At 37.9% G+C, this 15,149-nt stretch carries 16 protein-coding genes; 12 read left to right on the top strand and 4 right to left on the bottom strand.

The features are described from left to right. Positions 1-3: 3 nt before the first annotated feature. The 3 genes from ispG to QH639_RS16170 all read right to left on the bottom strand — a co-directional run bounded on the left by ispG (position 4) and on the right by QH639_RS16170 (position 2,131). Positions 4-1,119, bottom strand: a complete 1,116-nt coding sequence (ispG, locus tag QH639_RS16180; RefSeq protein ID WP_004230987.1) for a flavodoxin-dependent (E)-4-hydroxy-3-methylbut-2-enyl-diphosphate synthase — start codon at positions 1,117-1,119, stop codon at positions 4-6. 96 nt (positions 1,120-1,215) lie between these two features. Next, positions 1,216-1,560: a hypothetical protein gene (locus QH639_RS16175; RefSeq protein ID WP_281114825.1), complete on the bottom strand. Its 345-nt coding sequence runs from the start codon at positions 1,558-1,560 to the stop codon at positions 1,216-1,218. A 52-nt stretch (positions 1,561-1,612) separates the two neighbouring features. Next, a complete protein-coding gene (locus QH639_RS16170) occupies positions 1,613-2,131 on the bottom strand; it encodes a DUF1189 family protein (protein WP_066036426.1) in 519 nt (172 codons plus the stop codon). A 194-nt stretch (positions 2,132-2,325) separates the two neighbouring features. Between QH639_RS16170 and QH639_RS16165 the strand changes: the two genes are divergently transcribed. From QH639_RS16165 to QH639_RS16145, 5 genes are all read left to right on the top strand, one after another. Continuing rightward, positions 2,326-3,957 carry a Na/Pi cotransporter family protein gene (locus QH639_RS16165; RefSeq protein ID WP_131520595.1) on the top strand — a complete coding sequence of 544 codons (1,632 nt, stop codon included), beginning with the start codon at positions 2,326-2,328 and terminating at the stop codon, positions 3,955-3,957. Between the two features lie 62 nt (positions 3,958-4,019). Further along, positions 4,020-4,499, top strand: a complete 480-nt coding sequence (locus tag QH639_RS16160; RefSeq protein WP_004230999.1) for a DUF456 domain-containing protein — start codon at positions 4,020-4,022, stop codon at positions 4,497-4,499. 175 nt (positions 4,500-4,674) lie between these two features. Further along, positions 4,675-5,280, top strand: a complete 606-nt coding sequence (locus QH639_RS16155) for a superoxide dismutase (RefSeq protein WP_281114824.1) — start codon at positions 4,675-4,677, stop codon at positions 5,278-5,280. 278 nt (positions 5,281-5,558) lie between these two features. Further along, on the top strand, positions 5,559-7,763 hold the full coding sequence (locus QH639_RS16150; protein WP_131520596.1) for a peptidoglycan D,D-transpeptidase FtsI family protein: 2,205 nt from the start codon (positions 5,559-5,561) through the stop codon (positions 7,761-7,763). Positions 7,764-7,919: 156 nt separating this feature from the next. After that, positions 7,920-8,054 (top strand): hypothetical protein, encoded by a 135-nt coding sequence (locus QH639_RS16145; protein WP_255501590.1) that lies wholly within the window; start codon positions 7,920-7,922, stop codon positions 8,052-8,054. Between the two features lie 74 nt (positions 8,055-8,128). Here QH639_RS16145 and QH639_RS16140 read toward each other — a convergent pair whose 3' ends face one another. Continuing rightward, the gene (locus QH639_RS16140; protein WP_131520597.1) at positions 8,129-8,320 is read right to left on the bottom strand and encodes a hypothetical protein; all 192 of its coding nucleotides are present in this window, start codon (positions 8,318-8,320) and stop codon (positions 8,129-8,131) included. A 243-nt stretch (positions 8,321-8,563) separates the two neighbouring features. On the opposite strand from QH639_RS16140, the gene QH639_RS16135 reads away from it, so the two are divergent. The 7 genes from QH639_RS16135 (at position 8,564) to QH639_RS16105 (ending at position 15,147) form a co-directional block, all read left to right on the top strand. Continuing rightward, positions 8,564-9,538 (top strand): PstS family phosphate ABC transporter substrate-binding protein, encoded by a 975-nt coding sequence (locus QH639_RS16135; protein ID WP_131520598.1) that lies wholly within the window; start codon positions 8,564-8,566, stop codon positions 9,536-9,538. Positions 9,539-9,602: 64 nt separating this feature from the next. Then, positions 9,603-10,550, top strand: coding sequence for a phosphate ABC transporter permease subunit PstC (gene pstC, locus QH639_RS16130; protein ID WP_004231004.1), 948 nt, complete (start codon positions 9,603-9,605; stop codon positions 10,548-10,550). Position 10,551: 1 nt separating this feature from the next. Next, a complete protein-coding gene (gene pstA / locus QH639_RS16125) occupies positions 10,552-11,430 on the top strand; it encodes a phosphate ABC transporter permease PstA (RefSeq protein ID WP_048392246.1) in 879 nt (292 codons plus the stop codon). A 12-nt stretch (positions 11,431-11,442) separates the two neighbouring features. Further along, positions 11,443-12,276 carry a phosphate ABC transporter ATP-binding protein PstB gene (gene pstB, locus QH639_RS16120; RefSeq protein WP_131520599.1) on the top strand — a complete coding sequence of 278 codons (834 nt, stop codon included), beginning with the start codon at positions 11,443-11,445 and terminating at the stop codon, positions 12,274-12,276. Positions 12,277-12,289: 13 nt separating this feature from the next. Then, a complete protein-coding gene (gene phoU, locus QH639_RS16115) occupies positions 12,290-12,949 on the top strand; it encodes a phosphate signaling complex protein PhoU (RefSeq protein WP_048392248.1) in 660 nt (219 codons plus the stop codon). A gap of 177 nt (positions 12,950-13,126) precedes the next feature. After that, the gene (locus QH639_RS16110; RefSeq protein ID WP_259419296.1) at positions 13,127-13,999 is read left to right on the top strand and encodes a vWA domain-containing protein; all 873 of its coding nucleotides are present in this window, start codon (positions 13,127-13,129) and stop codon (positions 13,997-13,999) included. Between the two features lie 77 nt (positions 14,000-14,076). Then, the gene (locus tag QH639_RS16105) at positions 14,077-15,147 is read left to right on the top strand and encodes a mechanosensitive ion channel family protein (protein ID WP_281114823.1); all 1,071 of its coding nucleotides are present in this window, start codon (positions 14,077-14,079) and stop codon (positions 15,145-15,147) included. Positions 15,148-15,149: the final 2 nt, after the last annotated feature.

Genomic DNA, 15,149 nt, shown 5'->3' with positions numbered 1-15,149 from the left:
TCCTTAGGCATTCGCTTTTTGAGCTTCTTCCGCTGCACGTTTTTCTTCCATTTCTGCTGCTAATTTATCAATTTCTTTCTTCAGTTCTTCCACCATTGTTTCTTCTGGCACTTTACGGACTGTTTTCCCCTTCATGAATAACAAGCCTTCACCACGGGCACCAGCGATACCGATATCTGCCTCACGCGCTTCTCCAGGACCGTTTACTGCACAGCCTAGAACAGCTACTTTTAACGGTACATTTAATTTTGAAATATATTCTTCTACTTCATTTGCGATAGAAATTAAATCAATTTCAATACGTCCACATGTTGGGCAAGAAATCAGAGTTGCCATATTAGAAGCGAGGCCAAAGGATTTTAATAATTCTCTTGCTACTTTAACCTCTTCTACAGGGTCAGCAGAAAGAGAGATACGTAATGTGTTTCCAATCCCTTTTGATAGGATGGCTCCAAGACCTGCTGCTGATTTTACAGTACCAGCAAATAATGTCCCTGATTCTGTAATCCCTAAATGAAGCGGATAATTAAAGGCTTTAGATGCCTTTTCATAGGCTTCAATGGCAAGATTAACGTCAGATGCCTTCATTGATACGATAATATCGTGGAAGTCCAAGTCTTCCAGAATTTTAATATGATGTAGAGCAGATTCTACCATCCCATCAGCTGTAGGATAGCCGTATTTTTCTAAAATATGACGCTCTAATGAACCGGCATTTACACCAATACGAATGGGTATACCTTTTGCTTTGGCTGCATTAACAACAGCTTCCACTTTTTCTTTACGACCAATATTACCTGGATTAATACGTACTTTATCAATACCATTTTCAATGGCTTTTAATGCTAATCTATAATCAAAATGAATATCAGCTACTAATGGAATATGAATACGTTTTTTGATTTCGGCAATCGCGTCCGCTGCACGTTCATCTGGTACAGCAACACGAACAACTTGACAGCCCGCTTCCTCAAGACGAAGAATTTCTGCAACTGTTGCTTCTACATCATGTGTTTTGGTTGTACACATACTTTGAATGAATAATTCATTACTACCACCAATTGTTAAGTTACCGACACGCACAGGACGTGTATTTGAACGGTGACAAATTTCACTCATTAACTTTCTCTCCTTTTCGGGCCTCTATTTTCAGCCGTCACTGTCATTTATTTTAGCAGTGTAAGAAAATAAGGACAAGGAAGAAACGCTAACTTTTCATTTTCCGCATTTGTTTTCTAGCTCAAATGAGAGAGGAAGCTTGATATTTTCACCTGGAACTAGTGCTTGTAATTGTAAGTGTGGGTTTAAGTTGTAAAAAAGTTGTAAGCGTTCTGGAAAGGTCATGGGAACTTTAGCAGGGTGTAGAGCAAATAAACTATGAATAGTATCTCCTTCAATCGTTTGTACAGTAATATAATTTGGCTCACGCTGTTGTTCACAAAGTCCGTTTTCTGAGCTCTTTGTGGATAAAGCCGCAAGTGGGATGGACCCTTCTGTTAAATCTACTTTGACGACAAAGGCAATTATAATGATGATAGTTGTTAAGATGAATGCTCGCAAAAAATCCCCTCCTTTTCTACACTATATTGAGAAGAGAGGGGATTCATGCACATTATTTTATATTTGGTTGTTTTGGATATTTTGTAAAGGCCACAATTAATAGAGAAATGGTTAAAAATAAAGATAGTACAGTGATAACAGTACTGCTAACGGGCAGATAGTCTGCTAACATCGAAAGTAATGTAGCCCAAGTGATCGCAAAGGTAGTTGTTCTCCAGATATGGCGATACTCACCTCGACGCTTCATCGCTTTCAAGATAAATAAACCTGCTAAAGCATAAAGGGCAATTTGTGCAAAAATAAGCATTGTTGTCACGACGAAAAGCATTAGGAAGGTGAATGGATATAAGAGCCATTTAATGCCCTCTATGTAATCTGTTAAACCAGTTAAACTATCCATATCGAATGTATCAACGGACATACCTGCTGCAAAACGACCTAAAGAGAATACGGACACAATGGTAATCAGTAGAAAAGTATATTGAATAACCTTTCCAATAGGTAATAAACGATAGGCTGCTAGTTTTTTAGGATGTATAAGACTATCAATAAAAAGCTGTGAGTGTTTCATGCTATATCTCCTCCAATCGATATTTTAACATGTTCAAAGAGGACAAGATATGAAAGAAGTATAAATGAGGAGGGTCTTGATGTTAAAATGTTAACATTATGTAAAGAAGTTAAAGGATTTCTTTACTTTTTGTTTGGAATCATTTAATGATTAGAACGAGGGTAGTAGAGATGTAGGAATTGGAGCGAAAACAATTGACAATAGATTGGCAAAGCATTCTCTTTCAGTTTATAGGCGGGCTAGGGGTCTTTTTATTTTCCATTAAATTCATGGGGGATGGACTTCAAAAATCAGCGGATGATCGGTTACGTGAATGGTTAAATCGCTTTACCACAAACCCTATTATGGGTGTCCTGGTAGGTATATTTGTAACGATTTGCATACAATCAAGTTCTGCCACAACAGTCATCACTGTAGGATTAGTGAGTGCTGGTTTTTTAACACTGCGTCAAGCAATCGGTGTCATTATGGGGGCAAATATTGGTACAACGATTACAGCATTTATTATTGGTATTAATATTGGACTCTATTTTTACCCTTTATTGGCAATTGGGGCTGCCTGTTTATTTTTCTTAAAGAAAGCAACGTATCAACATATTGGTCAGATTCTATTTGGCTTTGGCGGTTTATTTTTAGGGCTAGAGTTGATGAGTGCTAGTATGCAGGCGTTACACCAGCTTGCAGATTTTGCATCGTTAACGCTTCATTTAAGTAATCAACCGATATTAGGCATATTTTTAGGAACCATTTTTACCTTACTTGTGCAAAGCTCTACCGCAACGGTGGGGGTATTGCAAGGTTTATATGCAGAACAATTAATTGGTTTAAATAGTGCTTTACCGATATTGTTTGGAGAAAATATTGGCACGACCATTACAGCTGTTTTAGCTTCCCTTGGTGCTTCTATTTACGCTAAGCGTGCAGCAGCGGCTCATGTATTATTTAATGTGATTGGAACGATTATTTTCATGTTATTGTTCACACCGTTTATGCAATATGTACAGTGGATCAGTGGCGTATTTCATTTAGAGCCTCGCATGCAAATTGCCATTGCTCATGGCTCATTCAATGTCTTTAATATGATGATCCAACTACCATTTATTGCTGGACTCGCAGCCTTAGTTACAAAGCTACTGCCGGGACATGATGGCAATATCAATGTAACAACAAAGCATTTAGATCCATCATTCATTGATTCCTCTCCTGCTATTGCGCTAGGTCAAGCTAAAGAAGAGGTATTACGAATGGGTGAACATGCATTGCGTGGGTTGGAAGAAACGTTTTTATATATGAAATCTGGAGAGGCAGAGCATATTCCAACGGTGCTACAGCTAGAAGTCGGGCTTAATCATCTAGACAATGAAATTACTGATTATTTAGTAATGGTGTCTAAGCAGCCTCTTTCCCGTGCAGACTCAGTAAGACATCATACTTTATTGACAAATGTAAGGGATTTTGAACGAATTGGGGATCACTTTGAAAATATATTAGAGCTTTTACAGTACAAGGATCACCACGAGGTAAGCTTAAGTAAATCAGCGCGACAGGACTTAATAGGTATGTTTAGTTTAGCTATAGAGGCAGTGCGCAAAAGTATAGAAGCGTTAGATACCGCTAGCTTAAGCTTAGCTCAAGAAGTAACAGAGCTAGAAAGCCTGATTGATGATATGGAAGATAAACTACGTCAAAAGCATATTGCCCGATTAAACACGAATGAGTGTAGTGGGGCGGCAGGAATTGTTTATATGGATATCGTGAGCAACCTAGAGCGTATAGGAGACCATGCAGTAAATATTGCAGATTCTATTTTAGGCATTCGTCATTAATGAAACTTTTCACTTTGTTATTTCGTATGAAAGGCAATGCACGTTAAAAGGAGAGAATCTTTATGGAAGTTGTTGGCTGGATCTTAGTGATTGCCTGCTTTATTATTTCATTTATTGGTTTAGTATATCCAATTATTCCCGGAGTACTGTTTTTAGTTGGTGGATTTTTGCTCTATGGCTTATTTTTCTCATTCGCAGAGCTAAGCTGGTGGTTTTGGGTCATTGAAATACTATTTGTCGTGTTGTTATTTGGGGCAGATACTGTGGCAAATGCGTTTGGTATCAAAAAGTTTGGTGGTTCCAATGCTGGCATGTGGGGGAGCACCATCGGGTTATTAATTGGACCATTTGTGATCCCTGTGGCAGGGATTTTAATTGGACCATTTTTAGGGGCTGTGATTGCGGAACTAATCGTTGAGAAACGTACATTTAGTGAGGCAGTGAAAAGTGGTGTCGGTTCTTTAATTGGCTTTTTGACATCTACTGTTGTCAAGGCTGTTATTCAAATTGTTATGATTATTGTATTTTTTATCGCTATTTAATGCCTCACATTTAAGGTTTAGTGTGTGTGAGTAAAGGGTAAGATAGTAAACATATCGGTATTTCGGTCAAAAGGCTGAAATCTTCAAATTGAAGTATTTTTCGTTGAATGGTTTGACCAATTTTGATAATCTAAGGATGTACTAATTATTTCTTATTTTAGGGAGGAACTTAACAATGGCTTACGAATTACCACAATTAACTTACGCTTATGACGCATTAGAACCACATATCGATGCAAAAACAATGGAAATTCACCATTCTAAACACCACAATACTTATGTAACAAACTTAAACGCAGCAGTAGAAGGTACTGAATTTGCTGAAATAGACATTAACGACTTAATCGCAAACCTAGATGCTCTTCCAGCTGACAAACAAACTGCTGTACGCAACAACGGTGGCGGACATGCTAACCATACATTATTCTGGGAAGTAATCGCTCCAGGCGGTTCAAATACACCAGTTGGTGAAGTAGCAAAAGCAATCGATGCTAAATTCGGTTCTTTTGATGCTTTCAAAGAAGAATTTGCTAAAGCTGCTACAACTCGCTTTGGTTCAGGTTGGGCTTGGTTAATCGTTGATGGTGACTCAGTTGCTGTTACGTCTACTCCAAACCAAGACTCTCCAGTAATGGAAGGGAAAACGCCAGTTTTAGGCTTAGATGTATGGGAACATGCATACTACCTAAACTACCAAAACCGTCGTCCAGATTACATCGGTGCTTTCTGGAACGTAGTAAACTGGGATGTAGTAGAAGCTAAATTCCAAGCTGCAAAATAATAACGAATAATTGGCTGTGCCTAAAGTGAGCAATCACGGGGCATAGCCTTTTTTGTTGGATAAAACTGCAAATTAAGGGTGAGAATCTGAAAATAGCAGGATAATGAAGACGAAATATAAGGAGAGCGTGAAATAGGGCAACCTTTCTCTATAAAGTACCGTCAAATAAATGATGTTTTACATAAGAAATCGAAAGTGCGTGCTTTTCTGTCATACCTTCGAATGGTATACTAGGTATCGTGTATTGAAATGATCAGAAGATGAGGAGGGGAATACATATGCGCAAAGCACCAGGAAAAAATCGCGCGGCGAGTGTTAAAGCAAAACATCATTCTAACTTAACATTTCGTATGAATATCCTTTTCTTTGCAATATTTATCGTATTTTCAATGTTAATTTTTAGACTTGGCTATATGCAAATCGTCAAAGGGGAAGATTATGTACGTGATTTAGAGCGTAAAGAAGAGGTACCTGTGAATACAAGTGTACCAAGGGGACGCATGTATGACCGTTATGGCCGTATTTTAGTGGATAATCACCCAGAAAATGCCATTACTTATACAAAAATGCAAACGACCACATCAGAGGAGATGCTTGATATCGCGAAAAAGCTGGCACAATTAATTGAACAGCCAACAAAGCGTGTCACATTGCGTGATAAACAGGATTTCTGGATATTACAAAATCACGATGCTGCCTATGAAAAAGTCACAGAGGCAGAAAAAACAAAAATTAATGCACAAGAAAATATTACAACCAGTCAAATTAATGCAGAGATTGATAAACTGGTACGGGAACGTATAACAAACGAAGAACTTTTACAATTAACAGAGGCAGATTTAGAGGTATTAGCGATTTATCGTGAGATGGTATCTGGCTATAATCTATCTCCTCAAATTATTAAAAGTGAAAATGTATCAGCTGATGAATTTGCTCGTGTATCTGAGCGTTTAACTGAACTACCAGGTGTTAATACAACAACAGACTGGAAACGTGTTAAATTATCATCTTTATCTATTCTTGGTCGTACAACGGTCCCAACAAAAGGGATACCAAAAGAGAAGCTCAATTACTATTTAGCACGTGACTACTCACGTAATGACCGTGTGGGAGAAAGTTACATTGAAGCACAGTATGAAGAATTACTACAAGGTCAAAAAACAGTCGTCAAAAATATTACCAATAAAAAAGGTCAAGTAGTCGATACAGTCACAACCTATGAAGGGGAGCCAGGTAAAGACTTAATTCTTTCATTGGATAGTGAGCTGCAGGCTGAAACGGATAAGATTGTAGAAGAAGAACTGCTTAATTTAAAGGCACTTCCAGGCTCCTATTTATTAGACCGTGCCTTCCTAATTATGATGGATCCGAATACAGGCGACATTTTATCGATGGTGGGTAAGAAAATAGAAAAGAATCCCGAGACAGGGAAAAATGAAGTCGTTGACTATGCATATGGATCGTTTACAACGGCTTATGAAGCAGGTTCATCAGTTAAAGCAGCGACAGTCCTTACTGGCTACAATCAGGACGTTATTTCGATGGGGACTTCAATGGGAGACGAGCCGATTAAATTAGCTAGCACGGATCCGAAAACGTCTATTTTTAACAGGGCTGGATATATTCCGATGAATGACTTGTTGGCATTAGAACGTTCTTCCAACTCCTATATGTTTAAAATTGCGTTGCTGCTTAATGGAACCCCTTATAGTTATGGTATGCCATTACGCTTAAAGGACGATACGTTCTCCAAAATGCGTAATAATTATGCGCAATTTGGTTTAGGTGTGAAAACAGGCATTGATTTACCAAATGAATTTAGCGGAGTGCGTGGTCCATCAGGTCCAACAATGGGTGGTAAAACACTTGACTTGGCGATTGGTCAGTATGATACGTATACACCACTTCAACTTGCACAATATATTTCAACAGTTGCCAATGGTGGCTATCGTATTCAGCCACATGTTGTGAAAGAAGTTCGTGACCCATCACAGGATGGCAAGCAATTAGGACAATTAGTAACTGAAGTAGGTCCAACTATTTTGAATCAAATTGATAATCCTAAAGAAGAGATCGACTATGTAAAGCAAGGGCTACGTCGTGTATATACTGGTTCACATGGTACAGCACGAGCACAATTTGCCGATGCTCCTTATACAGCAGCAGGGAAAACAGGGACAGCAGAGGTAGTGTATTATGGTCCGTTACGTGAGCACTACGGCACAAATACGATTAATTTAACGCATGTTGGCTTTGCCCCGTATGAAAATCCTGAAATTGCCTATGCAGTTGTGATCCCATGGGTTAATACAAACTTAGCTCCACACTACTATCAAAATAATGTCATTGCTAGACGTTCTTTAGATAAGTATTTTGAATTAAAAGCTAAATATCAAGCTGAAAAAGTAACAGATAGTAATGTGAAACAGCCAATTTTACCAGCAATTACGGAAGAAAAAATTGGAGAGAATGAGCAGGATTAAAGGGTATTGGATATACGCTAATACAAAACGGATTTGGAAAAATTATTTTCCAAATCCGTTTTATTTTTACTTTTTTAAGACTAATCACGAACGCTAATCCTAAAGTAAATAGGGCATGTATAGCTAGAGATAATAAGGCATTAAGATACGAGTTGGGTGATTGCTATTCATGATAAACAGGCAGGAATGGAAAATACATCAGCACTTATTCAAAAATCCACTATAGCGATAGCTGACATTGTGCGCAATTCAGAGGCACTTGTCAAAAGTGCTGATGAACTCAATCAGTAGCGAAATTTCAACTGAACTAAGTAGTGAAAGGGGCGTTTGCATAGCAAAACGCCCCTTTCGGATATTTAGTGCCTTTATGCGGATAATTGCTGAATGGCTAATTCAAATTGCTCTCTTGGTTTTACCCCATAAAGTTCTATATTGTTATAGAAATAAGAAGCTAGCATAAAATCAATCGCCTCTTGAAGTGTATAGTCCCGATGTTCCATTACTAATGATAAATATGTTTTAAAATAATCGGCATTTTGTACTTTTGCATGTTTCATGACAAAGGTCAAACTCTCCTTATCATTAAATTAAATATTTCCTGACACAATTGCTTATTATAACACCTTTCCTATAGGAAGCAAGTTTCCTCTATTGTAAATTCATCTTTACAAACGTTTACAAAGCATTACATTCCTTTACATCTCTTTTACGAACCGTTTATACGACTTCAACAATCAGTCATTATAGTAAAGATTGTAAGACAAATAACTATAAAACAGTTCATGACGGAGGCAAATGAGATGAAAAAGTGGAAGTACTTAACGATGACAGCGGTAATGGGTTCTGCATTAATGCTAGGTGCATGTGGTAGCGATTCTGCACAAAACGGAAACAATACAGAAACGAACGCACCAGCAAGCTCAGGACAAGAAGCTGCTGATGAAAAGCTACAAGGGTCTGTAGCTGGAGATGGCTCATCAACAGTAGCACCAATCATTGAGGCAGTTGTTGAAGAGTATGCAGGTACACAACCAGATGTCAAAGTATCAGTGGGGGTTTCTGGTACTGGTGGTGGTTTTGAAAAATTCATCGCAGGTGAAACAGACTTTTCAAATGCATCTCGTAATATAAAAGATGAAGAGAAAGCGAAATTAGAAGAAGCGGGCATTGATTTTACAGAGCTAGCTTTAGCATATGACGGTTTATCAGTAGTCGTGAACCCAGAAAATGATTGGGCGAAGGATTTAACGGTAGAACAACTACAAAAAATTTGGGTTGAAGATGGGACAGAGAAAAAGTGGTCTGATATTGATCCATCTTGGCCAGATGAAAAAATCGTTTACTATTCACCAGGTACTGATTCAGGCACATACGACTACTTTGATGAAGTGATTTTAGATGGAGCAGATCTAGTAAGCTCAGCAACATTATCAGAGGATGATAATATGCTAGTGCAAGGTGTAGCTGGTGATAAAAATGCGATCGGCTTCTTCGGTTATGCGTACTACCTTGAAAATAAAGATAAATTAAACATTGTCAAAGTAAATGGCGTAGAGCCAACAAATGAAACAATTGAAGGTGGCGAATATACACCACTTTCACGTCCATTATTCACATACGTAAAAAATAGTGCGATGAAGGACAATGAAGCAGCTTACGACTTCATTAAATTTACACTTGAAAACGCAGGCGATATGGCTGAAGCAGTAGGCTATGTTCGTTTACCTGAAGAAAAATATACTGAAGGCTTAAAAACTTTAGAAGGCTTAAAATAAGAAGACATGCATAGAGGGAAAGAGATGTGTGCTCTTTCCCTCACTTATTTGAAAGGAGCTCCCAATGGTTTCTCAAAAGGAAGATAAGACATCATCTGTGCAGCAATTAATTGCAAATTCGCGCAACCAAAAAACAAAGAAAATAGTGGAAAAAGCCATGCCAGCTCTATTATTTTCTGCAGCTATTATTTCGATATTAACAACATTTGGCATTGTTTTCACCCTTATTTTTGAAACGTTTGAATTCTTTAAACGTGTGTCGATTACGGATTTCCTTTTCGGTACTAAATGGTTACCGTTTTCAGGTAACGAACCGTTATTTGGGATTCTGCCATTAATCGCTGGTACATTAAAAGTGACACTTATTGCAGTTGTAGTAGCTGTACCATTTGGAATTGCTTCAGCTATCTATTTAAGTGAATATGCAAGTGAGAAAACACGACGAACAGTGAAACCTATTTTAGAGGTATTAGCAGGTGTGCCAACAATTGTTTATGGCTTCTTCGCTTTAACATTTGTCACTCCAGTTTTACAAGAAATTGTACCTGGACTAAAACTTTTTAATGCATTAAGTCCTGGTATTGTTGTAGGGATTATGATTTTACCAATGATTACATCTCTTTCAGAAGATGCCATGTCCTCTGTACCAAATAGTATGCGTGAAGGAGCCTTAGCTCTAGGTGCGACGAAATTTGAAGTAGCAATCAAAGTAGTATTACCCGCTGCGCTTTCAGGGATTATCGCTTCTGTTGTGTTAGCTATTTCCCGGGCAATTGGAGAAACAATGATTGTATCGCTTGCAGGTGGTTCAACACCGAAATTTGACCTTAATGTAACAGACTCTATTCAAACAATGACTGCATACATTGTACAGGTTTCAACTGGTGATGCGGGTTATGGTACAACCATTTATTACTCAATTTATTCAGTAGGATTCACACTATTTATCTTTACTCTAGTAATGAATTTACTTGCTCACTATATTTCGAAACGCTTTAGGGAGGTTTACTAGCATGCGCTATATGGATGACACGGTCGTCATGAAACGAATGACAAAGCGTATTACAGCAAATAAAGTTTGGAAAACGCTCTTTTTCTTAGCTACTACGTTTGCACTTGTTGCTTTAGCTATTTTACTGTACCGCATTGTGACACAGGGGATTGATTACTTAAATATCGATTTCTTGACGAATTTTGCCTCACGATTTGCGGATAAGGCAGGTATCAAAGCTGCTTTAATCGGTTCGCTTTGGTTAATGGCAGTTGTAGCACCAGTATCAATTATTTTAGGAGTTGGTACTGCGATTTATTTAGAGGAGTATGCCAAGAAAAATAAAATCAATGACTTTATTCGCATGAATATATCGAATCTAGCAGGTGTTCCTTCCATTGTTTTTGGATTACTTGGATTAACTATTTTTGTACGTATGATGGGTCTAGGAAAAAGTATTTTAGCTGCTGGCTTTACAATGAGTTTGTTAATTTTACCTGTTATCATTGTAGCGGCTCAAGAGGCTATTCGTGCAGTGCCAAACGAACAACGTGAAGCTTCATATGGCATGGGTGCAACGAAATGGCAAACGATTTTGCGTGTTGTATTGCCAGCTGCCATCCCAGGTATTTTAACAGGAAGTATTTTAGCCTTATCTCGTGCCATTGGAGAAACAGCTCCACTAGTTGTAATTGGAATTCCAGTTATCCTGCAGTTTTTACCGAATGGCTTGCTGAGTCAATTTACAGCATTACCAATGCAAATCTATGATTGGGCAAAACGACCACAAGAAGCCTTTCAGTATGTAGCAGCAGCAGGTATTTTAGTGCTTATGACAGTGCTGCTATTAATGAATTCGATCGCCATCTATATCCGAAATAAATTCCAAAAACGTTATTAATGAGGTGACCTTATGGTAGTAGATTTTAAAGAGGAAAAAACAATTGTCAAACGGAATCAGGCAACGACTAAGTCTGTAGCAGATGTGGCGAAAAATATTGTCTATGATACACGCGATTTAAACTTATGGTATGGTGATCATCATGGTTTAAAAGATGTTAATTTAAGCATCTATGAAAATGAAGTAACGGCTATTATTGGACCATCTGGCTGTGGGAAATCTACGTATCTAAAAACATTAAACCGCATGGTTGAACTTGTACCAATCGTACGTACATCAGGAGAAATTTTATATCGTGAGCGAAATATTTTAGATAAAAACTATACGGTAGAGGAATTAAGAACACGTGTAGGTATGGTATTCCAAAAGCCAAACCCGTTTCCAAAATCTATTTATGATAACATTGCCTATGGACCAAGAATTCATGGCATTAAAAATAAAAAAATTCTCGATGAAATTGTGGAGAAATCATTAAGAGGGGCAGCCATTTGGGACGAGGTAAAAGACCGTTTGAATCAAAATGCCTACGGATTATCAGGTGGTCAGCAACAACGTATTTGTATTGCACGTTGCTTAGCGATTGAGCCTGATGTCATCTTAATGGATGAGCCAACATCTGCCTTGGACCCGATTTCTACGTTGAAAGTGGAAGAGCTGGTCCAAGAACTGAAAAAGGATTATTCCATTGTCATCGTGACACATAATATGCAGCAAGCGGCACGTATTTCTGATCGTACAGCATTCTTCCTAAGTGGAGAGGTTGTCGAATACGATAAAACGGATGTTATTTTCCAAACACCAGCAGATCAACGTACAGAAGACTATATTTCGGGACGTTTCGGCTAAGGAGGAGCAATGAATGATCGTACGTGAACGTTTTGAACAAGAGTTAAAAGAGGTACAGGGGCAATTTCTTGCCATTGCCAATAGCAGTATCCTTGCATTAAAAACAGCTTTTGAAGCATTGGTAGAGCAGGATTTAGAAAAGTCTTTGAAAATTTTGGAGGACGATTTAATCATTAATCGCCTTGAAGAAGAAATTAATGACCATGTGATCCTAATGATTGCCAAGCAACAACCAGTAGCAACAGATTTACGCCGTCTCATGGTTCTCGTAAAGGCAGCTTCAGATATGGAAAGAGTAGGGGACTATGCGGTTAATATAGCTAAAGAAGCAATTCGAATTGGTAAGGAGCCAATGATATTCCCAATAACAAATCTCCAAACCATGTGCAATAAAACAGTAGAAATGCTAGAGAGCATCATGAAGGCCTTTACTGAGGAAGATACGGTACGCGCTAAAGAGATTGCAGAGTTAGATGATTACGTGGACGATTTATATGGGGCAACGATCACCCTTTTACTCCGTGCTGGGGTAGAAAACCCCTCCCATATTTCACAGATTACGCACCTAACATTTATTTGCCGCTATTTAGAGCGTTCTGCTGATCATGCTACAAATATTGCTGAACATCTATTTTACTTAGTAAAAGGCAAACATTATGAATTAAATAATTAAGAAAGAAGAGCTGCGTTTTAGCTCTTTTTTTCATTTGCAGAAAAAAATCTCCTGAAGCAGCAACATTGTCTTTGGCTGTAGCGTCTTTATAGCAAGCGTTTTTGTATTGTCAAAAATTTTTTTTGGTTATACTATAGACATTATCCAAAAAATGTGGTGCTTAGGAGGTGCTGCTATATGAAAGATGCAATTGAATCCCTCATCAAGCAATTTGACAAGCAGTTGACAATAGAACAACTTGACTATTTACGTTTTCTCTATGAAAACCTACATATAGAGGAGTTAAGTGAAGGGGAACAACATTATTTTATCGATTATTTTTTCAAGAGTGAGCCATTACGAAATATGGCAGCATTTGCTCTGGAATTGACGGATATCATGCATGAAATCCAAGAGAATATTCCTGCTATTGAGAAGGCAGAACGCTTAGCAAATGGCAAAGAGCAACGCCAGTATTATGAACGAAAATGGTCAGAGCTTAGACGTCAAAAGCTGAAGCAACAGACAACGAAAAGCGGCAATATTTACTATGTACCCTTTCATGATTATCAACAAGACCCTGGCCCGATGATTATTTGTTTAGAACAAACGACAGGAATGGCCGCTTATTCTGAGATTTGTAAAAGTATGATTTTAGCGTTATTTATGAGTGCACATCGAGAAGGCCGTGATTTATACATTGTACCGTATGATCGGCAAATTCATGTCCACTACCGCTTTGAAAATGGTCATTTAAATTTAGCTGATTTTAAAAGTTTTATCGAATATAAGGCAAAGGGAGAGGCAGCCATTTTACCTGTTTTACAATTTGTGAAAGCATTGCTACAGGAAAATCAATTAGGTACAGAAGCAGATGTCATTATTTTTACAGAAGGAGCACCTATTGATGGGCAGCATCTCGTTGGCAAGCAAGCAAAAATGATGCTAAAGGAAATGAAGCAAAAATATCATGCTGAATTTTCGGTAATTGCCATGCATGAACATAACTTTAATAAACAGCAATTTTGGTTTGCTAGTAGGGCTTTTTTTGCAGATGATGCCATACAATAACAAGAACGGGGCTAACCATTACTGAAGGTCGGCTCCTTTTTGCTGGCGATACATAGGTAGTTATAAAGGAGAAATACATGGATTCATTACATTGGTTATTACCTAAATTTACAGTCCCAACCTGGCTAGATGGCTTAATTGCTGTCATTATTTGTTTAGTAGGGTGGCTTATTCAACGATTCATCATCAAAAAAATTATTCATCGTGTTGTGCTATTTTTAAAAGATCGTCAGCGCAATTTCCAAGCAAATGTACTGGCTCAATTTAGTAAAGCAATTGGCTATGCCTTTATGACGACGGTCATTGTGCTAAGCTTATCTTATTTAATAAAAGTCCCTTTATTTACACATCCATCAACAAAGAATTTTGTATTGTCTATTATGGTGTTTCTTGCTTTTAAAGGGATTTATGATGTTTTGAATTTTTATACGAAACAACCATTTGAATTAACGAGCGAAGAGGATCAGAATGTTTTATTACCGTTTTTTCTACGAATCGGTAAAGTACTTATCATGATTTTTGCTATGTTTACGATTGCTTCCTTTTGGGATTTTAATCTGAATGGCTTTTTAACTGGAATCGGCTTAACGGGTGTGGCGATTGCCTTTGGGATTCGCGATACACTAGCGCATGTATTTGGTGGCATGTCCGTAGCTTTAGATAATCCATTCCAAATAGGAGATTGGATTGCGACAGAGGATCAAAAAATTGAAGGAACGATTGAGGATATCAATTTAAGAAGTACGTTAATTCAAACAGGCGATAAAGGACTTGTGTATGTGCCGAACTCCTATTTAGTGAATCGTCCTCTTTATAATTTATCTAAACGAGAAAAACGGAAGTGTGAGCAATTTTTATATATCGCTGCTGCTAATGATGAGGAAGACATACGTAGCGCTTTAACGGCCATTCATAAGGAAATTTATTTACATGCTAAAACAGAGAAAGACATGATTCATGTATTTATAGATGAATTTCATCATGATTCGTATCGCGTGCTTGTTCGATTCTTTGTTGCCACAAATGATACTGCTGTTATGCTGGAAGTGCGGCAGGATATTTTATTTGCGATTCGTCAAATAATGGAGGAGCTATCGATTACATTAGCTAGCCATCCTGAAGAAGAAAGTCTGCGAAATAAAAAATAAAT

It is taken from the genome of Lysinibacillus sp. 1 U-2021, assembly GCF_029916965.1.
GTDB classification, from domain to species: domain Bacteria; phylum Bacillota; class Bacilli; order Bacillales_A; family Planococcaceae; genus Lysinibacillus; species Lysinibacillus capsici.
The sequence above is the reverse complement of the archived record's forward strand: the minus strand, read 5'-3'. Positions and strand labels throughout refer to the sequence as shown.